Origin of the sequence: Streptomyces sp. CB02923 (assembly GCF_001905005.1) — a bacterium.
Lineage (GTDB): Bacteria > Actinomycetota > Actinomycetes > Streptomycetales > Streptomycetaceae > Streptomyces.
Map to the genome: position 1 here is coordinate 197,700 of NZ_LWKZ01000012.1, position 23,572 is coordinate 221,271.

General features: G+C 71.4%; 15 protein-coding genes. 6 read left to right on the forward strand and 9 right to left on the reverse strand.

The genetic code is table 11. From position 1 onward, the window contains the following. Positions 1-49: 49 nt before the first annotated feature. On the reverse strand, positions 50-325 hold the full coding sequence (locus A6A06_RS12605) for a hypothetical protein (RefSeq protein WP_073761305.1): 276 nt from the start codon (positions 323-325) through the stop codon (positions 50-52). 203 nt (positions 326-528) lie between these two features. On the opposite strand from A6A06_RS12605, the gene A6A06_RS12610 reads away from it, so the two are divergent. Next, positions 529-2,142 carry a beta-N-acetylhexosaminidase gene (locus tag A6A06_RS12610; RefSeq protein WP_073761306.1) on the forward strand — a complete coding sequence of 538 codons (1,614 nt, stop codon included), beginning with the start codon at positions 529-531 and terminating at the stop codon, positions 2,140-2,142. Between the two features lie 135 nt (positions 2,143-2,277). On the opposite strand, the gene A6A06_RS12615 is transcribed toward A6A06_RS12610, so the two are convergent. From A6A06_RS12615 to A6A06_RS12630, 4 genes are read right to left on the reverse strand one after another with little or no spacing between them, the layout of a single operon-like run. Further along, the gene (locus tag A6A06_RS12615) at positions 2,278-3,432 is read right to left on the reverse strand and encodes an acyl-CoA dehydrogenase family protein (RefSeq protein WP_073761307.1); all 1,155 of its coding nucleotides are present in this window, start codon (positions 3,430-3,432) and stop codon (positions 2,278-2,280) included. Positions 3,433-3,435: 3 nt separating this feature from the next. Further along, positions 3,436-4,374 (reverse strand): hydroxymethylglutaryl-CoA lyase, encoded by a 939-nt coding sequence (locus A6A06_RS12620; RefSeq protein ID WP_073761308.1) that lies wholly within the window; start codon positions 4,372-4,374, stop codon positions 3,436-3,438. Then, complete coding sequence (locus A6A06_RS12625) at positions 4,371-6,359, reverse strand: ATP-binding protein (RefSeq protein ID WP_199930847.1); 1,989 nt, start codon at positions 6,357-6,359, stop codon at positions 4,371-4,373. Before A6A06_RS12625 ends, A6A06_RS12620 begins: the two co-directional genes overlap by 4 nt. Positions 6,360-6,390: 31 nt before the next feature. Beyond that, positions 6,391-8,022: a carboxyl transferase domain-containing protein gene (locus A6A06_RS12630; protein ID WP_199930910.1), complete on the reverse strand. Its 1,632-nt coding sequence runs from the start codon at positions 8,020-8,022 to the stop codon at positions 6,391-6,393. 145 nt (positions 8,023-8,167) lie between these two features. Between A6A06_RS12630 and A6A06_RS12635 the strand changes: the two genes are divergently transcribed. The 4 genes from A6A06_RS12635 (at position 8,168) to A6A06_RS12650 (ending at position 12,148) form a co-directional block, all read left to right on the forward strand. Further along, positions 8,168-8,797, forward strand: a complete 630-nt coding sequence (locus A6A06_RS12635; protein WP_073761309.1) for an SACE_7040 family transcriptional regulator — start codon at positions 8,168-8,170, stop codon at positions 8,795-8,797. A 122-nt stretch (positions 8,798-8,919) separates the two neighbouring features. Beyond that, the gene (locus A6A06_RS12640; protein WP_073761310.1) at positions 8,920-10,077 is read left to right on the forward strand and encodes an acyl-CoA dehydrogenase family protein; all 1,158 of its coding nucleotides are present in this window, start codon (positions 8,920-8,922) and stop codon (positions 10,075-10,077) included. Between the two features lie 49 nt (positions 10,078-10,126). Continuing rightward, complete coding sequence (locus A6A06_RS12645; RefSeq protein WP_073761311.1) at positions 10,127-11,011, forward strand: acyl-CoA thioesterase; 885 nt, start codon at positions 10,127-10,129, stop codon at positions 11,009-11,011. A 48-nt stretch (positions 11,012-11,059) separates the two neighbouring features. Then, entirely contained in the window at positions 11,060-12,148 is a 1,089-nt protein-coding gene (locus A6A06_RS12650) for a cation diffusion facilitator family transporter (RefSeq protein WP_079193977.1), read from the forward strand. A 103-nt stretch (positions 12,149-12,251) separates the two neighbouring features. Here A6A06_RS12650 and A6A06_RS12655 read toward each other — a convergent pair whose 3' ends face one another. Continuing rightward, on the reverse strand, positions 12,252-13,064 hold the full coding sequence (locus A6A06_RS12655) for a phosphatase (protein ID WP_073761312.1): 813 nt from the start codon (positions 13,062-13,064) through the stop codon (positions 12,252-12,254). A gap of 111 nt (positions 13,065-13,175) precedes the next feature. Here A6A06_RS12655 and speB point away from each other — a divergent pair, with 111 nt between their 5' ends. Continuing rightward, positions 13,176-14,162, forward strand: coding sequence for an agmatinase (gene speB / locus A6A06_RS12660; protein ID WP_073762105.1), 987 nt, complete (start codon positions 13,176-13,178; stop codon positions 14,160-14,162). 107 nt (positions 14,163-14,269) lie between these two features. Here the strand turns inward: speB and A6A06_RS12665 are convergent, their stop codons facing one another. The 3 genes from A6A06_RS12665 to A6A06_RS43510 all read right to left on the reverse strand — a co-directional run bounded on the left by A6A06_RS12665 (position 14,270) and on the right by A6A06_RS43510 (position 23,239). Further along, positions 14,270-14,605: a hypothetical protein gene (locus tag A6A06_RS12665; protein WP_073761313.1), complete on the reverse strand. Its 336-nt coding sequence runs from the start codon at positions 14,603-14,605 to the stop codon at positions 14,270-14,272. A gap of 99 nt (positions 14,606-14,704) precedes the next feature. After that, on the reverse strand, positions 14,705-17,047 hold the full coding sequence (locus tag A6A06_RS12670; RefSeq protein WP_199930848.1) for an SUKH-4 family immunity protein: 2,343 nt from the start codon (positions 17,045-17,047) through the stop codon (positions 14,705-14,707). Between the two features lie 72 nt (positions 17,048-17,119). After that, positions 17,120-23,239 carry a toxin glutamine deamidase domain-containing protein gene (locus A6A06_RS43510; RefSeq protein ID WP_073761316.1) on the reverse strand — a complete coding sequence of 2,040 codons (6,120 nt, stop codon included), beginning with the start codon at positions 23,237-23,239 and terminating at the stop codon, positions 17,120-17,122. Between the last annotated feature and the right edge of the window lie 333 nt (positions 23,240-23,572).

Here is a 23,572-nt window from a genome sequence, read left to right on the forward strand (position 1 = left end):
GTTGGACAGGTGGCGCACGATGCGGCGCGCGCCGGTGTGCTCGGCCGGTTCAGCCGTAGACGAGGCGACGCAGCTGGCGCGCCGAGAGGTCGGGCGGGCGGACCGCGCGGTGCGGCAGCTCCTGGCCGATGCGTTCGAAGATCGCCTCGTTGCGCAGTCCCTGCGACTGCAGTTCCCGATGGCGTCTGCGGACGTAGTCCTCGGTCGTCTCGTCGAAGTACGCGAGGACGTCGAGCACCACCCGGGCGGCCTCACCGCGCTGTAGCGGTGTGCTGCGCACCAGGTGGTCGACGAGGTCCTCATGGGGCGAACGGCGATCGAGCACCCGATGAATACTGATGGTTCAGTCGGGCTTATGCAAGAAACCTGCCCGATATCGGGCAGGCGACACGCCGAATGGCGCCAGACGTGGGCCCCACCTTGACCATTAGGAGGGTGAGCGGTACTCAATGTTGACGTTCGGTTGCTCCATGCCACGTACGACGTCCACGCACGGCCCTGCACGATGAGCCCACCGAAGGGAATCTCGTGAGACGAAGCAGACTGTTCTGCTCGCTGCTGCTGGTTGCGGCGACCGGCCTGTCGACGGCCGCGGCGCAGTCCGCCGCGGCCGACCGCGGCGGCCCGTCCGCCCGCCACGCCAAGCCGATAGCCCTTGACCAGGTCATCCCGGCGCCCGCCGCCGTCCGGCCCGGCAAGGACCCCTACACGATCGGCGACCGGACGCAGATCCGGGTGCCCGGCGCGTCCGGCGAGGTCAGGCGGGTGGCCGGCTATCTGGCGGACGTCCTGCGCCCGTCCACCGGCTACCCCCTGCCGGTCACCGGCAAGGACGGCCGGGACGGCATCGTGCTGCGGCTGGGGGGCAAGGACACCGCGAAGCTGGGCGCCGAGGGCTACCGCCTCACCTCCACCCGGCACGCGGTGACGATCAGCGCCGCCCGGCCCGCCGGGCTCTTCCACGGCGTACAGACGCTGCGGCAGCTGCTGCCGCCGTCCGTCGAGAAGCGCAGCGAGCAGCACAGCCCCTGGAGGGTCTCCGGTGGCACCATCACCGACACCCCGCGCTACGGCTACCGCGGCGGGATGATCGATGTCGGTCGGCACTTCTTCACCGTCGACCAGCTGAAGCGTTACATCGATCAGCTTGCGCTGTACAAGTACAACAAGCTGCATCTGCACCTCACCGACGACCAGGGCTGGCGGCTGCAGATCAAGTCCTGGCCGCGGCTCGCCGCGTACGGCGGCAGCACCCAGGTCGGCGGCGGCCCCGGCGGCTACTACACCCAGGCCCAGTACCGCGAGATCCTGCGGTACGCCGCCAGCCGGTACATGGAGGTCATCCCCGAGATCGACACCCCTGGGCACACCCAGGCCGCGCTCGCCTCGTACGCGAAGCTCAACTGCAACAACGTTGCGCCTCCGATCTACACGGGCGTCGAGGTCGGCTTCAGCTCGCTGTGCGTGCCCAAGAAGGTGACGTACGAGTTCCTGGACGACGTCTTCCGCGAGGTCGCGGCGCTCACCCCCGGCCCGTACCTGCACATCGGCGGTGACGAGGCCTACTCCACCAGCCACGCCGACTACATGACCTTCATGAACAAGGTCCAGCCGCTGGTGACCAAGCACAAGAAGAAGGTCATGGGGTGGCACCAGCTGACCGCCGTCACCCCCGCCAAGGGCGCCGTGGTGCAGTACTGGGGCTACGACAAGACCAGCGCCAAGGAGCGCGCGCAGGTCGTGGCGGCCGCCAAGAAGGGCGCCGGGCTCGTCCTGTCGCCGGCCGACCGGTCCTACCTCGACATGAAGTACACCAAGGACACCAAGCTGGGTAAGGCCTGGGCCGGGTACGTCGAGGTGCAGCGGTCCTACGACTGGAACCCCGCGACCTACCTCAAGGGCGCACCGCAGAAGTCGATCCTCGGCGTCGAGGCCCCCATCTGGACGGAGACCCTCTCCACCAACCAGCACCTCGACTACATGACGTTCCCGCGGATGCCCGGCATCGCCGAACTGGGCTGGTCGCCGGCGTCCACGCACGACTGGAACACGTATAAGCACCGGCTGGCGTCCCTGGCACCCCGCTGGGAGGCCATGGGCTTCGACTACTACAGGTCGCCGCAGGTCCCGTGGCGCAAGTGAGCCGACGGCGGTGACGACAGCGGGGCGGGACCGGTGCTCCGGTCCCGCCCTGTGCCGTACCGGGCGGCCCGTACGGGAGAGCCGTACGGGCCGCCGGCCGCGGCCCAGCCGTACGGGCCGCCCGCCGCGGCCGCCCTACACGCCCAGCTCGCGGGCGATCAGCAGCCGCTGCACCTCGCTCGTCCCCTCGCCGATCTCCAGGATCTTGGAGTCCCGCCACATGCGGGCGACCGGGTACTCGTTCATGAAGCCGTAGCCGCCGTGGATCTGGGTGGCCTCGCGGGCGTTGTCCACCGCGATCTCGGAGGAGTACAGCTTGGCGAGGGCCGCCTCCTTCTTGAAGGTCTCGCCGTGCACCAGGCGGGACGCGGCGTCGCGCCAGGCCAGCCGGGAGGTGTGGGCGCGCATCTCCATGTCGGCCAGCTTGAACTGGATCGCCTGGTTGTGGCCGATCGGCCGGCCGAACGCGTGCCGGTCCTTGGCGTACCGGACGGATTCGTCCACGCAGCCCTGCGCGAGGCCGGTGGCCAGCGCCGCGATGGCGATCCGGCCCTCGTCCAGGATGCGCAGGAACTGGGCGTAGCCGCGGCCTTCCGTGCCGACGAGGTTGCCCACCGGGACCCGTACGTCGGAGAAGGACAGCTCACGGGTGTCCGAGGCGTTCCAGCCGACCTTCGAGTACGGGGCGGCGACGCTGAAGCCCGGGGTGCCGGACGGCACGATGATCGAGGAGATCAGCGGGCTGCCGTCGTCCTTGCGGCCGGTGACGGCGGTGACCGTGACCAGGCCGGTGATGTCGGTGCCGGAGTTGGTGATGAAGCACTTGCTGCCGTTGATCACCCAGTGGTCGCCGTCGCGGACCGCCGTGGTGCGGGTGGCGCCCGCGTCCGAGCCGCCGTCCGGTTCGGTCAGGCCGAAGGCGCCGAGCACCTCGCCCGCGCACATCCGGGGCAGCCACTCCCGCTTCTGCTCCTCGGTGCCGAAGTGGTAGATCGGCATGGCGCCGAGCGAGACGCCCGCCTCCAGGGTGATCGCCACGGACGAGTCGACGCGGGCCAGCTCCTCCAGGGCGACGCCGAGGGCGAGGTAGTCGCCGCCCATGCCGCCGTACTCCTCGGGGAAGGGCAGGCCGAACAGCCCCATCCGGCCCATCTCCCGCACGATCTCGTACGGGAACTCGTGGTGCTCGTAGTACTCGCCGATCTTGGGGGCGACCACGTCGTGGGCGAACGCCTCGACCGTGCGCCGCAGTTCTTCGAGTTCAGGGGACAGGCGGTGGTCCAGGGACATCGTTCACTCCTTGTGGGAGAAGGCACGGACGGTGCGCGACGGGCTCGGACGGCCCAGCTGTTCGGCCATCCACACGCTGGTGGCGGTGAGCCGACCCAGATCGACCCCGGTCTCGATACCGAGGCCGTGCAGCATCCACACCAGGTCTTCGGTGGCGAGGTTGCCGGTGGCGCTCTTGGCGTACGGGCAGCCGCCGAGGCCGCCCGCCGACGCGTCGACGGTGGTGACGCCGTGCTGGAGCGCGGCGAGGGTGTTGGCCAGTGCCTGGCCGTACGTGTCGTGGAAGTGCACGCCGAGGCGGTCGGTGGGGACGCCCGCCTCGTTCAGCGCGGCGAGCAGTGCCTGGACGTGGCCGGGGGTGGCCACGCCGATGGTGTCGCCCAGGCTCAGCTCGTCGCAGCCCATGTCGGACAGGGCGCGGCAGACCCGGACGACCTGCGCGATCGGCACCGGGCCCTCCCAGGGGTCGCCGAAGCACATGGAGAGATAGCCGCGGACGTGCGCCTTCTCCTCCTTCGCGCGGGCGACCACCGGAGTGAACATGGCCAGCGATTCCTCGACCGTACGGTTCAGGTTGGCCTTGGCGAACGACTCCGTGGCGCTGCCGAACACCGCGATGCGGCGGGCGCCGAGGGCCAGCGCGCGGTCCAGGCCGCGGTCGTTGGGCACCAGCACGGGCAGCCGCGCGTCGACGCCCGCCAGCATCGGGTAGAGCCGCTCCGCGTCGGCGAGCTGCGGCACCCACTTGGGGTGTACGAAGCTGGTCGCCTCCACGGTCGTCAGCCCGGCGTCCACGAGGCGGCGGACGAACTCGGCCTTCACCTCGGTGGGGACGACGGCGGACTCGTTCTGCAGGCCGTCGCGGGCGCCGACCTCGTGGATACGGACCCGGGCCGGCAGGGCGGGGGCCGGGACGGGCATGGGGAGTCCGGGAGCGGTCATGCCGTTGCCTCCTCGGTTGGTCCGGACGGCTGCGGGCCCGGAGCCGTCTCGTGCGGGTCGACGACGGCGAGCACCTGGTCCATGGCGACGGTGCTGCCGGGGGAGACGCCCAGCTCGCTGACCGTGCCCGCGTGCGGCGCGGAGATGACGTGTTCCATCTTCATTGCCTCGACGACCAGCAGCCCCTGGCCCGCCGCCACTTCGTCGCCGACGGCCACCTTCACGACGGTGACCGTGCCGGGCATCGGCGCCGTCAGCGCGTCCATGCCGTGTGCTCCGGCGGCGCCGCGCAGTGTCTCCGCCACCGGGTCGTGGTCCGCGACGTGCCAGGTGTCGCCGTCCCGGCCGAGCCAGTCGCCCGCCCGGTGGAAGGTGTGCACGACACCGTCGACGGTGACGCGGACCCGGCCCGCGGTGACGTGGCCGGTGCCCGTGGCGGCCACCGGGTCGTGGCCCGGGACCTTGACCTGATGGGCGACGGGCGCCGTGCGGCCGCCGATCCGCCAGCCGTCCGGTACGGAGAACGGGTCCACCCAGCCGCCGTCCGGCACCGGTTCGAGCGCCGCGTTCCGTACGGCCGCGGCGGCCGCGTACACCTCCGCGGGAACGTCGGCAGGCACCAGCGCGTCCATCTCGCGCTCGACCAGCCCGGTGTCCAGCTCGCCCGCCTCGACGGCCGGGAGGGCCAGCAGGCGGCGCAGGAAGCCGGTGTTGGTGGGGACGCCGAGCACGACCGTTTCGGCGAGCGCGGCGCGCAGCTTGCGCAGCGCGGTCGCGCGGTCCGGGCCGTACGCGATGACCTTCGAGAGCATCGGGTCGTACAGGCTGCCGACCTCGGTGCCCTCGGCCAGGCCGGAGTCCGTGCGCACCCCGTCGCCCTGCGGCTCGGCGAGCGCCAGGACCGTACCGCCGGACGGCAGGAAGCCCCGCGCGCCCTCCTTCACCGACACCGTCTCGGCGCAGATCCGGGCCTCGACGGCGTGCCCGGTCAGGCGGACGCCGTCCTGCCCGAACGCCAGCGGCTCCCCGGCCGCGATCCGCAGCTGCCACTCGACCAGGTCCAGGCCGGTGACGAACTCGGTGACCGGGTGCTCGACCTGGAGGCGGGTGTTCATCTCCATGAAGAAGTACGACGCGGGGTCGTCGCCCGGCACGATGAACTCGACCGTGCCCGCGCCCCGGTAGCCGCACGAACGGGCGGCCTGGACGGCGGCCTCGCCCATCGCGGCCCGCGTCGCCTCGTCCAGCAGGACGGACGGCGCCTCCTCGATCACCTTCTGGTGGCGGCGCTGGAGCGAGCACTCGCGCTCGCCGAGGTGGACGACGTTGCCGTGGCCGTCGGCCAGCACCTGGATCTCGATGTGCCGCGGGCGGTCCACCCAGCGCTCCACGAGCAGCGTGTCGTCGCCGAAGGAACCGCGCGCCTCGCGCCGGGCGGCGGCGATCTCGTCGGCGAGCAGCGCCTCGTCCCGCACCAGCCGCATCCCCTTGCCGCCGCCGCCCGCGGACGGCTTCAGCAGCACCGGCATCCCGATCTCACGCGAGGCGTCGGCCAGCTGGGCGTCGGTCAGGCCGCTGCCCGAGGAGCCGGGGACGACCGGCACTCCGGCCGCCCGCACCGTCTCCTTCGCACGGATCTTGTCGCCCATCAGCTCGATGGCCTGGGCGGTCGGTCCGATGAAGGCCAGCCCGGCGTCGGCGCAGGCCGCCGCGAACGCGGTGTTCTCGGCGAGGAAGCCGTAGCCCGGGTGCACGGCCTGCGCGCCGCTGCGCCGTGCGGCCTCGATCAGGCGGCCCGCGTGCAGATAGCTCTCGGTGGCCGGCGGCGGGCCGATCCGTACCGCCGTGTCGGCCTCGCGGACATGCCGGGCGTCGGCGTCCGCGTCGCTGAAGACGGCGACCGAGCGGACGCCGAGCGCGCGCAGCGTCCGGATGACGCGGACCGCGATCTCGCCGCGGTTGGCGACCAGGACGGTGTCGAACATGCTCATCTGTTCCTTCACTCCCCGCACTCCCTCACATCCGGAAGACGCCGTAGCCCGGCTCGCCCAGCGGCGCGTTGCCGCACGCCGTCAGGGCCAGTCCGAGCACCCGGCGGGTGTCCAGCGGGTCGATGACCCCGTCGTCCCACAGGCGCGCGGTCGCGTAGTAGGCGTTGCCCTGCGTCTCGTACTGCTCGCGGACCGGGGCCTTGAAGGCGGCCTCCTCCTCGGCGCTCCACTCCTCGCCGCGGCCCTCCAGCTGGTCGCGCTTGACCGTCGCGAGGACGGACGCGGCCTGCTCGCCGCCCATCACCGAGATCTTCGCGTTCGGCCACATCCACAGGAAGCGCGGCGAGTAGGCCCGGCCGCACATCGAGTAGTTGCCCGCGCCGTACGAGCCGCCGATGACGACGGTCAGCTTGGGCACGCGGGTGCACGCCACCGCCGTGACCATCTTCGCGCCGTGCTTGGCGATGCCGCCCGCCTCGTAGTCGCGGCCGACCATGAAGCCGGAGATGTTCTGCAGGAAGACCAGCGGGATGCCGCGCTGGTCGCACAGCTCGATGAAGTGGGCGCCCTTCTGGGCGGACTCGGAGAACAGGATGCCGTTGTTGGCGACGATGCCGACCGGATGGCCGTGGATGTGCGCGAAGCCCGTCACCAGCGTCGTGCCGTACTCGGACTTGAACTCGGCGAAGCGGGAGCCGTCCACGACGCGCGCGATGACTTCCCGTACGTCATAGGGCGTACGGGAGTCGGCGGGCACCGCGCCGTACAGCCCGGCCGGGTCGGCCTTGGGCTCCTCGGCGGTCCGCACCGTCCACGGCAGCGGACCGCGGCCGCCGAGCGTGGAGACGATGGTGCGCACGATGCGCAGCGCGTGCGCGTCGTCCTCGGCGAGGTGGTCGGTGACGCCGGACGTACGGGAGTGCACCTCGCCGCCGCCCAGCTCCTCGGCCGTGACGACCTCGCCGGTCGCGGCCTTCACCAGCGGCGGCCCGCCCAGGAAGATCGTGCCCTGGTTGCGCACGATCACGGCCTCGTCGCTCATCGCCGGTACGTACGCGCCGCCCGCCGTGCAGGAGCCGAGGACCGCCGCGATCTGCGGGATGCCCGCGCCGGACATCCGGGCCTGGTTGTAGAAGATCCGCCCGAAGTGCTCGCGGTCGGGGAAGACCTCGTCCTGCATCGGCAGGAAGGCGCCGCCCGAGTCGACCAGGTACAGGCACGGCAGGCGGTTCTCCAGGGCCACCTCCTGGGCGCGCAGGTGCTTCTTGACGGTCATCGGGTAGTACGTGCCGCCCTTGACCGTCGCGTCGTTGGCGACGATCACCGTCTCGCGGCCGGAGACCCGCCCGACGCCCGCGATCACGCCCGCGGCCGGTGCGGCACCGCCGTACATCCCCTCCGCCGCCAGCGGCGCCAGCTCCAGGAAGGGCGAGCCGGGGTCCAGCAGCGCGTCCACCCGGTCGCGGGGCAGCAGCTTGCCGCGCGCCGTGTGCCGGGCCCTGGCCTTCTCGCCGCCGCCCAGGCGGGCCGCGGCCAGGCGGGCGCGCAGGTCCTCGGCCAGCTCCTGGTGGGCGGCCTCGTTGGCGCGCCAGGTGTCCGAGGCCGGATCGGCCGCGCTGTCGAGCACCGGTGCCTGTTCCGCCGGGTCCATCCGCATCCGTGCCCCCGCCTCCTTCGGCTCCATCACCACGGCTTGCTCGTACGGCTGCCGCGGGCGCCGGGGATCGCCCGGCGGTTAATAGGCGTTAACTTCATTTCCCTCAGGTTAACGACCACTAACCCCCCTGTCTACAATTAGTTGTATGAGCAGCACACACGTCCCGGCAGCCACCAGCCGACGCGAGCAGATCCTCAAGGAGGCGGCCCGGCTCTTCGCCGAGCGCGGGTTCCACGGCGTCGGTGTGGACGAGATCGGTGCCGCCGTCGGCATCTCCGGGCCCGGCCTCTACCGGCATTTCGCGGGCAAGGACGCGATGCTCGCCGAGCTGCTCGTCGGCATCAGCGAACGGCTGCTGGAAGGCGGCCGCATCCGCGCCGCGTCCGGCGGCGACAGCCCCGCCGCGGTGCTGGACGCCCTGATCGAGGGGCATATCGACTTCGCGCTCGACGACCGGCCGCTGATCACCGTCCACGACCGTGAACTGGACCGGCTGCGCGAGGCCGACCGCAAGCGGGTGCGCCGCCTCCAGCGCGAATACGTGGAGCTGTGGGTGCAGGTGGTGCGCGAGGTGTATCCGGCGTACGCGGAGGCGGACGCGCGCGCCGGCGTGCACGCCGTCTTCGGTCTGCTCAACTCGACCCCGCACCTCAGTCGCCCCGGCGCGCTCCCGGGGCGTACGGAGATGTCGGCGCTGCTGCACCGGCTGGCGCGGGGGGCGTTCGCCGCGGTGGGGGCGGACGGTGCGGTGAGCGGTGCGGCGAGCGGGGCGTGAGCCCCCTCCGGCCCCACGGACGCCTCTGGACAGCGTCACTGACCGGCGGGTAGCTTTCGGCTGAGCAAGCGCTTAGTCGAGGGGCCGGCCCAGGCCGGCCGGCGGACCTGAGGAGGCGGCGGATGCGTCGTACGGTGTTCAACGAGGATCACGAGGCGTTCCGGGAGACCATCCGCGACTTCATCGCCGCCGAGGTCGTCCCCGTCTACGACGAGTGGATGCAGGCCGGACAGGCCCCCCGCGACTTCTACAAGAAGCTCGGCGAACTGGGCGTCTTCGGCATCGAGGTCCCGGAGGAGTACGGCGGCGCGGGCGAGACCAGCTTCAAGTTCAACGCCGTCATCACCGAGGAGTGCGCACGGGCCGGCGTCAGCTTCGGCGGCTCCGGCGTACACACCGGGCTCTGCCTCCCGTACTTCCTCAAGTACGCCACCGAGGAGCAGAAGCGGCGCTGGCTGCCGCCCTTCGTCTCCGGCGACATGATGACCGCCATCGCCATGACCGAACCCGGCACCGGCTCCGACCTGGCCGGCATGAAGACCACCGCGAAGCTCTCCGCGGACGGCACCCACTACGTCCTCAACGGCGCCAAGACCTTCATCACCGGCGGCGTCCTCGCCGACCGCGTCATCGTCTGCGCCCGCACGGCTCCTCCCACCCCCGACGATCGCCGCGGCGGCATCACCCTCCTGGTCGTCGACACCGCCTCCGAGGGCTACGCGGTCGGCCGCAAGCTGGAGAAGCTCGGCCTCAAGAGCTCCGACACCGCCGAACTCTCCTTCAGCGACGTCGAGGTGCCGGTCGAGGACCGGCTCGGCGAAGAGGGCAAGGCGTTCTCCTACCTCGGCCAGAACCTCCCGCAGGAACGTCTCGGCATCGCCGTCAGCGCCTACGCCCAGGCCGCCGCCGCGGTCCGCTTCGCCCAGGCGTACGTCCAGGACCGCGAGGTCTTCGGCAAGACCGTCGCCTCCTTCCAGAACACCAAGTTCGTCCTCGCCGACTGCAAGGTCGAGGTGGACGCCATGCAGGCCGTCACCGACCGCGCCCTCGACGCCCACGACGCCGGTGAACTGACCGCCGCCGACGCCGCCTCCGCCAAACTCTTCACCACCGAGCGCGCCGCCGTCGTCATCGACAAGTGCCTCCAGCTGCACGGCGGCTACGGCTACATGCAGGAGTACCCGATCTCCCGCCTGTACGCCGACACCCGCGTCACCCGCATCTACGGCGGCACCAGCGAGGTCATGCGCTCCATCGTCGCCAAGTCCATGGGGCTGTGAGGCCCGGCAGCCGGCCTCCGCGCCCTGCCCGAGTGAAAGCCGTACGCGCGTGAACGACGCCCTCACCGCCCTGCTCGAACAGCTCGACCTGGAGCGCATCGAGCAGGACATCTTCCGCGGCACCAGCCGCGCCTCCGTCGTGCCCCGGGTCTTCGGCGGCCAGGTCGCCGCCCAGGCCCTGGTCGCCGCCGGGCGCACCGTTCCCGAAGACCGCCCGCCGCACTCCCTGCACGCGTACTTCCTGCGCCCCGGCGACCCCGGCGCACCCATCGTCTACACCGTCGACCGCATCCGCGACGGCCGGTCCTTCACCACCCGCCGCGTCGTCGCCGTCCAGCACGGCCAGCCGATCTTCCACCTCTCCGCCTCCTTCCAGGTGTACGAGGAGGGCATGGAACACCAGGAACCGATGCCGCACGCACCGGACCCGCTGACCCTGCCGACCGCCGCCGAAATGCTGCCCCGCTACGCCGACCGCTTCCGCGAACCGGGAGTGACACAGCGGCTGCTGGAGGCGCGGGCCGCCGTCGACCTGCGCTACGTGGACGCGCCGCCGTTCGGCACCGCCGGTGAGCCGCGCGAGCCGCGCTCCCAGGTCTGGTTCCGTACGCACGGCAAGCTGGATGGTGACATCGACCAGCCGCTGCTGCACATCTGCCTGGTCACCTACGTCTCCGACATGACCCTGCTGGACTCGGTGCTGCTCGCCCACGGGCGCGGCGGCTGGGCCGTCGGCGACGTGGTCGGCGCGAGCCTGGACCACGCCATGTGGTTCCACCGGCCGCTGCGCGCCGACGACTGGCTGCTGTACGACCAGGAGTCACCCACCGCGCAGGGCGGGCGGGGGCTGGGCAAGGGCCGGATCTTCACGGCGGACGGGCAGCTGGCGGTGTCGGTGATCCAGGAGGGGGTCATCCGGGTGCCGCGGGACTGAGGCGCTGTTCCGGCGTTTCCGCCCGTCCGGTGCGCATACTGGATCTTCATGGACGCCTCCAGCAGCTCGGTCCCCGGCAGCTCCGTTCCCGGCGGCTCCCTTCCCGGCGGCTCCGTCCCCAGCGGCTCCGTCCCCCCGGCCGGCTCGGACGAGAGCACCGGCACCGTCCTCGTGGCCGCCGCCGCGAATCTCGGCATCGCCGTGGCGAAGGCCGTGGGCGGTGCCGTCAGCGGCTCCAGCGCGATGCTCTCCGAGGCGGCCCACTCCACCGCCGACACCGTCACCGAACTCCTCCTGCTGACCGCCCTCAAGCGCAGCGAAAAACCGGCCGACGAGGACCACCCGCTCGGCCACGGCGGCGAGCGCTACGTATGGGCGCTGCTCGCCTCCGTCGCCACCTTCGTCGGCGGCGCGGTCTTCGCGATCCACGACGGCATCCACACCCTCACCCACGGCGAGGACCCCGGCGACCCGCTCCTCTCGTATGTCATCCTCGCGTTCGCCTTCCTCCTGGAGGGCACCTCGCTCCTCAAAGGCGTACGCCAGGCGCGCGGCGAGGCGGCCCGCTTCGGCGTCTCCCTGCACCGCTACATGGCGCACACACCGGACACCGCCGTGAAGGCCGTCGTCATGGAGGACTCCGCCGCACTGGCGGGACTGCTGCTGGCCGCGGGCGGACTGCTCGGCGGCCAGCTCACCGGCTTCGGCGTCTGGGACGGCACCGCGTCGATCTGCATCGGACTGCTGCTGGTGTACGTGGCCTGGGTGCTCGGCCGCAGCAACGCGCGGCTCCTGATCGGCCGCCCGCTGCCCGCACCGATGCGGGCCGCCGTACGGGCGGAACTGTGCGCGGTCCCGCACGTCGTTGACGTACTGGAACTGGTCACGCTCGTCCAGGGACCGCGGGAGGTCCTGGTGGCCGCGAAGGTCGACTTCCGGGACGTGGCCACGGCCGAGGAGATCGAATGGGCCTGCGAGGACGCCGAACAGCGCCTGCGGGGCCGCTTCCCGGCGATCCGCCGGGTGTTCCTGGACCCGACGCCGGGGGCTTACCAGAAGCGGCCGGGGGCGGGGGAGGGGGCGGAGCCGGAGCCGGAGCCGGGGGTGGGGCCGGGGGCGGGTGGTGCGGAAGGCTGACCTCCGGTCCGTCCACCGTCGGCAGCGGCAGCGGCAGCGGCAGCGGCAGCGCCAGCGCCAGCGGCGGCGGCAGCGGGCGGACCGAAGCTCAGACCTTCCTCCTTCAGTCCGCCAGGCCCGCCGCGTCCGTCAGGCCCGCCGCGTCCAGCAGGTACGCCGTCAGCAGGTCGTAGTACCGCGGGCTCAGCACGTGATCGTCCAGCGGGATCGTGACCTGGAGCGTGCCCTCCGCCTCGCCCAGGAACAGCGCCGGGTCGTTGCAGTCCGCGAAGCCGATGGCGTCGAGACCGCGCTGGCCCGCGCACCCGGCCCAGCCGTGATCGGCCATGACGAGGTCGGGCAGCGCCTCGCCCGCCCGCTCCAGACCGTCCAGTACGGCGGTCATCGGCGCGGGGGAGTGCGTGTGCCACAGCGTCGCGCCGCGCTCCATCATCGCCACGTCGGCGAACTGGAACACCACGCCGTCGTCCGCCTGCAGCCCGTCCGGTACGACGACGATGTCGCAGCCCCGCGCGCGCAGCGCCTCGGCGGTGGCCCGGTGCACGTCCAGCAGCCCGCCCGGGTGCCCGGTCGCGAACAGCACGCGCTCCCGCCCGGCGGCGGCCTTGCGCAGGCGGGCGGCCGCACGGTCCAGAGCGTCCACGGTCAGCTCGGGATCGATGGTGTCCTGGCCCATCCGGTGGCGGGTGTCGTCGACGACACCGCACCGCTCGGCCATCACCGCGAGCACGTCCTGCTCGTCGGTCCAGCGGTCCCCGAGTTCGAGTCCGAGCCAGTAGTGACGGTCTCCGTTGGCCAGCTTGCGGTAGTGGTCGAGGTTGTTCTCGCGGGGAGTGGCGACCTCACCGGCGATCCGGGTCCGTACGAGGTGGTCGACGAGTTCGGTGCGGCTGGGAGCAGGCGGCAGTATCGGCATGGGGTCATTGTCCCTTGAAGCACCCGCCGATGGACGTGATGTCCATCGACCGGCTCCACATCACCACAAATGTCCATGGGCACCCCGCCCGCCGCTGCCTACGCTCACCCCATGACCACCGCATCCGCCGCTTCCGGCGCCTCCCAGGAACCCGTCGGCCCCGTCGACTCCTCCCGCGTCCCCCGCTACGCGGGCCCGGCGACCTTCGCCCGGCTGCCCCGCCTCGACCAGGTCGGCACGGCCGACGTCGCGGTGGTCGGCGTCCCCTTCGACACCGGCGTCTCCTACCGCCCCGGCGCCCGCTTCGGCGGCAACGCCATCCGCGAGGCGTCGCGCCTGCTGCGCCCGTACAACCCGGCCCAGGACGCGTCCCCCTTCGCGCTCGCACAGGTCGCGGACGCCGGCGACATCGCCGCCAACCCCTTCAACATCAACGAGGCCGTCGAGACCATCGAGGCTGCCGCCGACGACCTCCTGGACGCCGGCGCCCGCCTGATGACGCTGGGTGGCGACCACACCATCGCGCTGCCCCTGCTGCGCTCCATGGCGAAGAAGCACGGCCCGGTCGCCCTGCTCCACTTCGACGCCCACCTGGACACCTGGGACACCTACTTCGGCGCCGAGTACACCCACGGCACCCCGTTCCGCCGCGCCGTCGAGGAGGGCATCCTCGACACCTCCGCCCTCTCCCACGTCGGCACCCGCGGTCCCCTCTACGGCAAGAAGGACCTCGACGACGACGAGAAGATGGGCTTCGGCATCGTCACGTCCGCCGACGTCATGCGCCGCGGCGTCGACGAGGTCGCCGACCAGCTCCGCCAGCGCATCGGCGACCGCCCCCTGTACATCTCCATCGACATCGACGTCCTGGACCCGGCGCACGCCCCCGGCACCGGCACCCCGGAGGCCGGCGGCCTCACCTCCCGCGAACTCCTCGAAATCCTCCGCGGCCTGGCCGGCTGCAACCTCGTCTCTGCCGACCTCGTGGAGGTGGCCCCCGCGTACGACCACGCCGAGATGACGTCGGTGGCGGCCTCCCACACGGCGTACGAACTGACGACGATCATGTCCCGGCAGATCGCGGCGTCGCGCGGCTGAGGGCGCGCGGCTGAGGGGCGCGCGGCTGAGGCTGCGGCGTCCCGGGTGCGGCAGCGGAAGGTTCCGGATCCGGTTACGGATCCGGAACCTGAGCTGGAACCGGCGGGCTACAGCGTGTCCGGCCGGTAGAACTTCCGGTAGAGCGCGATGGCGTCCGACGGCGGCCGGAGCGGCACGCTGCTGATCTCCCCGGTGTCCTTGGCCACGACGACGCACGTCCCCCCGGGGTTCCGCGGGGGGCGGCGCTGCCCGTCCGCCGTGGTCCGCGGGCGGGGCGGCAGCTTCGCGTACACGAGATACCCGATGTCGAACTCGTGCACCCGCAGAGGGGCGGGCGTGCCGTCAGGCCATACGGGGGCGTACTCCGTACGGGCGATGGCCAGAGCTTCCTCGGCGTTCGTCGGCACCGGTCGGGCGGCACCGGGAGATCCGGTATCGGACATGGATTCCTCGCATTCCGTTGTACGGGAGGGGCCGGGGGGGGACGGGAGGGGAGGAGGGGGCTGGACGGGGGCCGGTGATGTCTACGGTTCGAGGCCCGGCTACGGTTCGAGGCCCGGCTCGTTGAGCAGCGTCTCCCAGACCTCACCGGCGGCGGCCGCCGGATCGATCTCGGCGAGCCACGCCTCCAGCTCCGCCCGCGCCTCGCGCCCGTCCTCGGTGAGCGACGCGGACAGCAGGAAGCGGTGCCACCGCATCAGGCACACCAGGGCGACGAACTGCGGCAGGGAACTCGCAGTCAGCTGCTCCTCCACGTTGACGGACGCGCACAGAACCTGACCGGTCGCACCATCCAGCAGCAGGTCACCACCGAGGAGTTCGCCCAGCAGGTAGTACGGTCCCTCTTCCGTTCCCGTTTCCGGTCCCGTTCCCGTGTGCTCGTCCGGTGAACTTGCTGTCGAGCCGTCCGCCGAATCTGCCGGGAGCTCCTGGAACCCTTCGGTGCGCAGCTGCCGCGTGTTCAGCGTGAGCATCTCCGTCAACGGCATTCCGCGTCCGGTGAGCCACCGGGCCGCGTCCGTATCCCGCAAGCTCGCGGGCAGCTCAGCCTCGGACGGACGGAGGACGTGTTCCGCGCCGAACACCGCGGCGAGGTGCGCCGTGGAAGGGGCCCGGAAGACGCCGGGCAGCGGACGCGGTGCGACCGAACGGGCGTAGGCGTCAAGGAGGGGCACGGCGTGCCAGGGCGTCACCCCGCCGCCCGGATTCTCCGTGGCCATGTCACCGTCGCCGTCCGGCTCCGCCGCGAGAAATTCCACGGTGAAGACCCCACGGCGTCCTCCGAGAACCGCGAGGTTCCCGACCCGTACGCCGTCCGTGATGTCCCGCGGGCAGCGCGGCATGAAGACGGCCTCGGAGGCACCCGGGGCGGGGCGCCAGCCGCGGGCGGTGTTGACCATGGGCCGGGCCGTCGAGTCCGGCGTACCTTCGCCGGCCGGCTCATCGAGCCGCCGGCCCGCGCGCAGGGACCACATCCACGCTCTTCCCAGGTCGTCACTGGATGCCCGGGCCGTCTGCTCCGTAGCCGTGAGTTCGCTGATGCCGGACGGGCGGGGCAAGGAGGTGCCCTTTCCGGAGAAGCCCTTTCCGGAGAAGTCCGCTTCGGAGAAGCCCTCTCCGAAAGACCCCTCTCCGAAAGACCCCTCTCCGAAAGACCCCTCTCCGAAAGACCCCTCTTCGAAGAAGACACCCGCCGGACGCAGGTCGCACCACAGGGTCCGCCACCGCATCTCGACGCCGGACGCCAGAACGGCGGCCGCGCCCGCCTCGTCCCCGCGGGCCGTCGCGAAGTGATGCAGCCAGGAGGCCCATTCGCTCTGACTCATCGGCTCCATGGCGAACCGTTCGACGAAGCACAGGTCCGCGGCGACGGTGTCCGGCGGGACGTCCTTGCCGAAGGCGGCGCGTACGGCCTCCATCACCGCGGCGGGGGACAGGGACGCGAGGAGCGCGCGGTCCTCCGTCACTTCGCGCAGGTTCGCGGAAGCCGCGGCATGGCCGGGCACGGCCTGGGCGGCGTACCGGGCCAGAGGGCTGCCGCCGGACCAGCCGTCCGGATACGGCTGCGACGCGAGCCGTGCGGCGAGCAGTTCCCGCACCCGGACGTGCGCCGCGGCAGCCTCCGGCCCGGAAGGCCGCAGCGCGCGGGCCACGCCCTCGTGGACGAACGCCACACCCGCACCGGTGACCGGGTCGTCCGGCACCCATCGCAGAGTGCCGGTGTGCTGTCGGAGCAGCGCTTCGAGTGCTTCGGGTGTGCCGGTGCCCTCACCCATGCCTGCGCTTTCGCAGAGCAGGCTCCACGCGTCGAGGGGAACCACCGGGTATTCGGCCAGGGCCAAGGCGGCGATTTCTGGCGGTACTTCCTGGGGCGAGGGTGCAAGGGAAGCGCCACCGGATTCCAGGCGGACGAGCTGGGACGATGCTCCGCCGTCCGCCGCGTTGCGCGGCTCGGCCGTCTCCATGACGATGCGGACCCCGGCCCGCCGCGCCCTGCCCAGCCGGGAAACGGCACGCGAGATACGCCCCGGTTCGTCGGTGGTACGGAGCGTTCCCGCCCACTGCGTATGCGCGAGCAGCACGGTGTGGCGGCCACGGACGCGCTTCACCAGGGCGTCGAAACCCTCCTTGCCGACCACGTGTTGACGCTGCACCCCGCACGCCGCCAGCACACGAAGCACCACATCGTCGGCGCGCAACCCCGCACAGTCGATCGTGACGGCATCGGCCACCTCCCGGCGGACGAGCTCCAGGACCCGGCCCTTCCCGGAACCGGGCGGACCGGCCACCCGGACCACGCCACTCCCGCGACCGAATGCCGACAGCGCTTCCAGAACCCGGCCGGCCGCGGCGACATGGGCTTCTTCATCATGTCCTTCGGTCATGGCCACACCCTACTGGATTGCGAATTCGTCATGGCATCGGGACGGTAATGTCGATGGTCTGACGGAGGGGCATCAGCTTTCCGCATCTGTCGCGTTCTCCCGCTGGGCATCACGCAGGGAGAGCCAGATTTCGCCGACGATGTTGAGATGGTCCTGAATTTCCCCGTCGACCATTCTCTTGATGTCCGCCTTGCTCATGTTCTGCGGCTCGTCGGAATCCGGATCGGGAACCCAGGCGCCGCTTCGGTAGGTGGTCGCGTAGTGCACCGTGGTTCCGTCGGAATGGTGCACCAAGTAAGGGGAGCATTCCGCGTGCCCGGCACCCTTCACGGTTCCGCACGGCTCGCGCTCCGTGAACATGGCGTGGATCTGGATGTGCTGGCCCGGATCGCCGCCCCGCGCTTCGTTCAGCCGTTTCACATAGCCCACGAGATGCGGTTCGGAATGTGCGGTGCTCACGCCCTTCTCGCCCGGTGGAATCGAACTGTCGACGATGTAGTTCGTCTTCCCGGAAACCGGGTCGTACACCTCGATGACGGCGTAGTTGCGTCCGGTGAAGTCCGGCCGGGTACTGGCGGCTCCCTCCCCGCCGGCCGCCTCCTTCAGTTCGGAACGGTCCCGCCCATCATTCATGAGCACACCGAACAGGTGATCCCGTACGTCCCGGGAGAAGTCCTTGCCGTCCAGGAAAGTGGCCTTGCGGTGCTGTTTCACGCCGCGGGAAAGTGACTCTTCCGTGGATTTCGCGTCGTTGCTCTGCCGCTTCTTGTCGCGGCGCAGCGGTGTTTCGCGGTCCGGGTCGTCCTCCCACTTGTACGGACGGTCCACGGGGAAGGGAGAAACGCCGACAGCGTGGCTCTCGTGGAAGGAAAGACTCAGGCGGGCGAGAATCGAGACGGCCGCACCTCGTTGACCGGCGTCCAGGTCCGCGAAGCCGTCGAGCCGGTTCCCGAGCTCTTCCGAACTCAGCGTGAAACGCGGCGGTTCGTTCGCCGGGTCCTTTCCGCCGTCCGGTGTTCCGTCATCCGATGTTCCGTTGTCCGGTGTTCCGTCGGGCCCGGCGGTCGGCTCGCCCTGTTCGGGCGTCAGGTGCCGGATGAGGTCCTCGACGCTGCCGTCGGCCACCCAGGCGCGGACACTGTCGTAGACGGCGTCCATGTCCGTCTCGTAGACATCGAGATTCTCTCGCAGCTCTTGCTGGCCCTTGTCGGGCAGCACCCGGACATTTTCCGGGAGATGGTCGGGCGACTGCCCGTCCGGCATACCGGGTTCGCGGTATTTGCTCTTGGGCTGGTCGCTGCCGTCGGGTGCGGAGTGTCCGGCGTCTCCGGCGTCTCCGGTGTGCCCTGCTTTTGTGGCGTCTGGGGAGTGCGTCTGGCTCGTGCCTGCCGGGTTTCCGGGAGGGCGCCGTCCCGCGGGGCCGGCCGGAATGTCGCGACGGCCCCCGGGGTCGCTGTGTCCGGCCTGCGGTGTGACGCGGACCGGCGTGCGGTTCGCGTCGAGGGGGACCGCGAACACGCCGTTGTCGCCGCTGTGCAGCGACTGATCGCTGCGGCGGCCCGTCTGGGCGTCGATGTACGTGATCTTGCCGTGGTGGTTGACGACGTTCCAGGCGTGCGCGCGGCCGTCCGCGCTCTGCGTGATGATGACGGCCTGGGAGCCATGACCCGACTGCCGGAGCGTGTCCTCCAGGCCGTCGAAAGCCCGGCGCCCGCTGCCGTAGTCCGTGAAGCGAGCACCGAGTGCCCCCTCCAGCCGGTCCCGGCCACCCGATTCGCCCCGGTCGGAGGGCAGGCCGTCGGGAGTGAGATCGGGAGTGCGGGCACCGGCGACGGTGGCCGTGCCGGCGTAGGTGTCGGCCGTGGACAGGGCCACGTCGACACAGTTGTTGCTACGGCCCGGGGCATCGGCTCCGGGCTGGTTGATGTAGTCGGTCCAGTTGCCCTCGTTCGGATCCGGGTGCGGTTGCGGGACACCGTCCGCAGTACGGGGGACGGCCGCTTCGAGGACGCGCTGGTGCTCGGGATCGGGGTCGAGGATGCCCCCGGGGTCGGTGCGGGGGCGGGTTTCGGCTGCTGATTGAGGGGGGTTTGCTTCCGGGGTTGGGGTTGGGGTTGGGGACGAATCCGGGTCTGGGATTGGGGAGGGATCTTGGGGCGGGGAGGTGTCCTGGGAGGGGGAGGTGTCCTGGGAGGGGGAGGTGTCCTGGGAGGGGGAGGTGTCCTGGGAGGGGGAAGGGGAGGGGGCCTGGGACGGGGAAGGATCCTGGGGCCCGGCCGGGCCTGCGTACGGGGAGTGATCGTCCGGGCCCGGAGTCTCGGCCTCGGCCGGGGGATACAGCGGCCGGGCGTCGGCGTCCAGCGGGATGTGCCAGACCTCGCCCACGTCCGTGGTGTTGATGGGGCGGCTCATCACCTCACGGGACTGGGTGTCCACCCAGACGACGTTCCCGTTGTAGTTGACCGCGTTGAAGAGGTGGGAGGAGCCGGGCTCCCCGTCCTCGTCGAGGTAGCCGACCCAGACGATGGCCGCGGCGCCGTGCCCGGCGTTGCGGAGGTCCTCGGCGACACGCTGGTACGCCTGGGCGTCGTCACCCGCGTGCTGGAACTCCGCACCGAGCCAGCGCTCTACGTTGCTCTCACCGTCCCTCTCCCCGAAGCCCCCGTCGTCCATCCGGGGCGCGGACACCTGCGGATTGCCGTACCAGGTCTCCAGGAGGGACCGGCTGCAATCGGCGCAGTTGTCGTCCCGGCCCGGCTCGGTGATACCGCCGTCGTTCTGGAGGTCGGCCCACATACCGTACGGGTCGGGGAACCGCTGGAAGCTGCCGTCGTCCTCCCGGGGAACCGCTTCCTCCAGAGCCTGCTGATCGCGAGGATCCGGGGGGATGAGCCCGCCTTCACCGTCCCGGAGTTCATCGCGGAGGTCGTCGAGAGTCGGCGCGTAGTAAGCGTCGTCAGCGGCATAAGGGTCGTCGGGCGCGTGAGCGCCATCGGCGGAGTCGGGTTCCGGGACGTTCTCGGGGTGATCGTCGCGGGACCCGGGTTCACTGGGTGTCGGCGTCCCCGGAACCTGGTCGGCGGAATCGGGCGCCTCCGCCGGATTCTGGGACTGGGTCTGGGGCTGGGTCTGCTGCGCCTGCTGAGCCTGTTGTGTCTGTTGTGTCTGCTGGGGAGTCTGGGACTGGGCCTTGGCGGGGTCGTACGGTGCGCGGTCGGCGTCGAGGGTGAGGTGCCAGACTCCTTCGGCCGCGGTGTTGACGGGCTGTCGGCTGATCTCACCGGTCTGGCTGTCGACCCAGACGACCTGACCGTCGTGGTTGACCGCGTTGAAGACGTGGGCGCCGCCACCCGTACCGTCGGGATTCCTGGGCCAGGTGACGAGGACCGCTGCCGCCGCGCCGGGGCCCGCCTGGCGCAGTTCGTCGGCGATATTGGCGTACGCGCCCTGCGAGTTCGGACCGGAGTGGCGGAACCGGGTGCCCGCCCACTGCTCGATGTTGCGGGTGCCGTCGCGTTCACCGGAGGCGCGGTTGATGCCGCCGTTGCCGTCAGGGTCGTACGTACGGACCGCGGACACCTGCGGATTGCCGTACCAGGACTCCATGAAGGAGCGGGTGCAGTCAGCGCAGTTGTTGGAGCGGCCGAGGACGGTGGGGCCGCCATCGTTCTGGTACCGGGCCCAGGGCTGGAACGGGTCGTTGAACGGGCGTGGGGTGCCGTCGGGGTTCCGCGGGAAATTCGCCTCCAGCGCCTGCTGGTCGTGCGGGTACGGCGAGTACAGGCCGCTCGGCGCGTGGTTCAGGCCCGCGCGGACGTGCTGGATGCTCGGGCGGCTGGGGTCCTGGGGAACGGGGCTTTGAGGAGCGGGTCCTTGGTGAGGAGGTTGGTGAGGCGCGGGGTGCTGTTGAGGTTCCTGTGGGGGAGTCGGCTGCTGGGCGTGCGGTGTGTTGGAGGGCGGGGCGCTGGGCGGCTGGGAGTTCGGCCGTGATGCGGTCTGGTCGGGGCCGTCCAGGCGACGGTTGTAGGCGGGGCGCTCGGGGTCGCGCTGCTGAGTGATGTCGCGGATGGCCTGCGAGCCGTCGGGGCGACGGTTGGAGTGCGGGGCGGAGGAGGAAGTGGGGGTGGGAGTGGTGGGGGAGTTGGAGGGGGTGGCGGTCCGCGGCGTGGTGGTGGCGCCTTGAGGGGGAACGGTGGGCGCGCCCATGACCGGGCCTGCGGACTGAGCGGTGTTCTGCTGTGGTTGCTGCGGAGTGGTGGGTGTGCTGGTTCCGGCGTTGGGGTCCGCGCTGTGCTGGGTCGGCGGGGGCGCGGTCATGGTGGCGGCCGACTGGGTGGAGACAGAGGTGTCGTTCCCGTCCAGCGTCGGCATGGGGTCGCCGGGGGCCGGGTCGCGGTGCTGGATCGGCTGCCCCGTAGACGGCGAGTGCTGAACGGGAGCGCCCTGCGAGGGCGTGCTCACGTGCGGAGCGGACGGTCGGCCACTGCCCCCGTTGCTGGAACTGTCCGACGTGCTGTTGCTGTTGTTGCTGCCGTCACTGGTGGTGTTGCTGGGCGGATTGCCCGCCACCGGGTCGGGAGAGGGCGCGTGCTGCTGGGGGGCGGCGTACGCGTCCGGGGACGGGCCGGGGGACGGCTGAGTGGTGACGTTGTTGGGGTTGGTGGGATTGCTGGAGATGTTGGGGTTGTCGGGACTGTTGGGGTTACTGGGGTTGCTGGGGTTGTGTTCCGGGTTGGGGCGCGCGTGGTCCGGGGTGGTGTCCGGAGCGGGCTGGGTGCTGATGGATTCAGGAGCGGGGCGCGCGTGGTCCGGAGTGCTGTCCGGTGCCGGTTGGGTGCTGACGGAGGCCGGAGGCGTGTTGTGGTCGGCGGCGGGAGTGGTGCTCGCGTCGGGACCGTCGGCGCGGGCATCGCCGTACGGATTGTGATCGTTGCCGCCTTGGAAGCCGGCGTCGAAGGGCGACCGCTGGTCCGGAGGCGGCAGCGGCTGCGCCCGCGGGGCGTCGCGCTGGCCGTCCGGGCCCGGGGCGGAGTTGTCGGACGCGAAGGAAGGCGCGCTGCCGGTGCCCGCGTCCGTACTGCTGCTCGTGTCGCCCGGACGGGGGGCGTGAGAAGCGCTTCCGCCGTGAGTGGAGTCGGACCCGCCCGCGCCTGCGTACGAGCTGGATCCGCCCCGGCCTCCGCCCTCGCCCCCGGAGTTGCCGGAGCCGCCTGCGCCGGAAACGGCGTCGGAACCGGCCCCCGCGCCCGTACCGGATTCGCCGCCCGGCCCCGTACCGGCGCCTGATCCTGTGCTGTCACCTGGCCCCGAACCGTTGCCGCCGCGACTGTCCCCGGTGCCGGACCGGCTGCCCCCGTCACCGGGCCCGCCGCTCGCCCCGCTGCGGTTCGCCCCGCTGCGGTTCGTTCCGCTGCCGTCGCCCGAGCCGCCGTCCCCCGCACCGGAGCCGTCGCCGTGGCCGGCCGCGGAGTCCAGGCCGTGGCGGGCGCGGTGACCGGCACGGTGTCCGGCGCCGTCGCGCAGGCTCTCGCCGAGCGTCTCGCCGGTGTTCTTCAGGGCGTCCTTGCCGGCCGCAACGCCTTCCTTGGCGGTCCGCTTGAGGTCGTAACCGTTCTGGGCGCCGAAGTTCTGGTTGACGGTCTGGGCGATCAGGTCGGAGGCCATGGCCTCCAGCGCGGAGATGACCGGTTCCTTGGCCGCCTCCGCGATGGCGTCGAGGAGTTGCTTGGCGACTTCTTTGAGGATGCGGCGGACGATCTCACGGGTGGCCAGCGTGCCGGCCGCGGCGCCGATCTCGGACAGGCCCAGGGTGAAGGGCGCCGCCGCCTGAGCCGCGATGATCTCCGCCGCAAGGATCACCAGCTGGGCGATGACCGCCACCTTCATGCCGATGACCAGCGCGGCAGCGGCCTCCAGGGTGAAGGCGATGACCTCGGCGGCCTGGCGGGCGTCGTCGAAGTAGCCCGATCCTGCCCCGAACTTCTCCCACGCCTTGCCGAAGCCCTCGACGGCGTCTCCGGCGTTCGCCGCGAGCACATTGCTCGCGGCGGTGTGGCCGCGCGTCTGGTGGGTGGTGACCTCGGCCGCGAACTGTCGCCACACCTGGGCGCATTCGATCAGCTTGTCCTCGTCGGCGGTCGGCCAGTTGAAGCCGAGCATGTCCAGGACCCATTCCAGCGGGTCCGGCAGCATGAGAGACAAGGCGGAGCTCCCCCGTGAAAGTGCGTGTACGGCCCGCCGGCGATCGGCGGCAGCCGCGATGCGGCGGTGTTGGCTGTGACGGCGAGGTTGGTGTCGGCGTTGGCGTCGGTGCGATGGGGCGGCGACTTGATCCCGTGCGGAGGGCGGAGACTCGTAACTCCGGGGCCGTCCCCGAGCGGTAAGCCGTCACCCCGGAATGCCGACGGGGCCACGGCTCTACGGACCTGGCGCACCTGGTGGCCCTGGCGGGCATGGCGGACCTGGCGGGCCTGGTGGCCATGGCGGATCCGGCAGACCCACGGCCTCCCACGACGCGACGAGCGG

Bases quoted from the DNA above. Each gene is read 5' to 3' on its own strand.
- A6A06_RS12615 (WP_073761307.1), bottom strand. From the start codon at position 3,432: ATGTCCCTGGACCACCGCCTGTCCCCTGAACTCGAAGAACTGCGGCGC.
- A6A06_RS12620 (WP_073761308.1), bottom strand. From the start codon at position 4,374: ATGACCGCTCCCGGACTCCCCATGCCCGTCCCGGCCCCCGCCCTGCCG.
- A6A06_RS12625 (WP_199930847.1), bottom strand. From the start codon at position 6,359: ATGTTCGACACCGTCCTGGTCGCCAACCGCGGCGAGATCGCGGTCCGC.
- A6A06_RS12630 (WP_199930910.1), bottom strand. From the start codon at position 8,022: ATGCGGATGGACCCGGCGGAACAGGCACCGGTGCTCGACAGCGCGGCC.
- A6A06_RS12635 (WP_073761309.1), top strand. From the start codon at position 8,168: ATGAGCAGCACACACGTCCCGGCAGCCACCAGCCGACGCGAGCAGATC.
- A6A06_RS12640 (WP_073761310.1), top strand. From the start codon at position 8,920: ATGCGTCGTACGGTGTTCAACGAGGATCACGAGGCGTTCCGGGAGACC.
- A6A06_RS12650 (WP_079193977.1), top strand. From the start codon at position 11,060: ATGGACGCCTCCAGCAGCTCGGTCCCCGGCAGCTCCGTTCCCGGCGGC.
- A6A06_RS12655 (WP_073761312.1), bottom strand. From the start codon at position 13,064: ATGCCGATACTGCCGCCTGCTCCCAGCCGCACCGAACTCGTCGACCAC.
- speB (WP_073762105.1), top strand. From the start codon at position 13,176: ATGACCACCGCATCCGCCGCTTCCGGCGCCTCCCAGGAACCCGTCGGC.
- A6A06_RS12665 (WP_073761313.1), bottom strand. From the start codon at position 14,605: ATGTCCGATACCGGATCTCCCGGTGCCGCCCGACCGGTGCCGACGAAC.
- A6A06_RS12670 (WP_199930848.1), bottom strand. From the start codon at position 17,047: ATGACCGAAGGACATGATGAAGAAGCCCATGTCGCCGCGGCCGGCCGG.
- A6A06_RS43510 (WP_073761316.1), bottom strand. From the start codon at position 23,239: ATGCTGCCGGACCCGCTGGAATGGGTCCTGGACATGCTCGGCTTCAAC.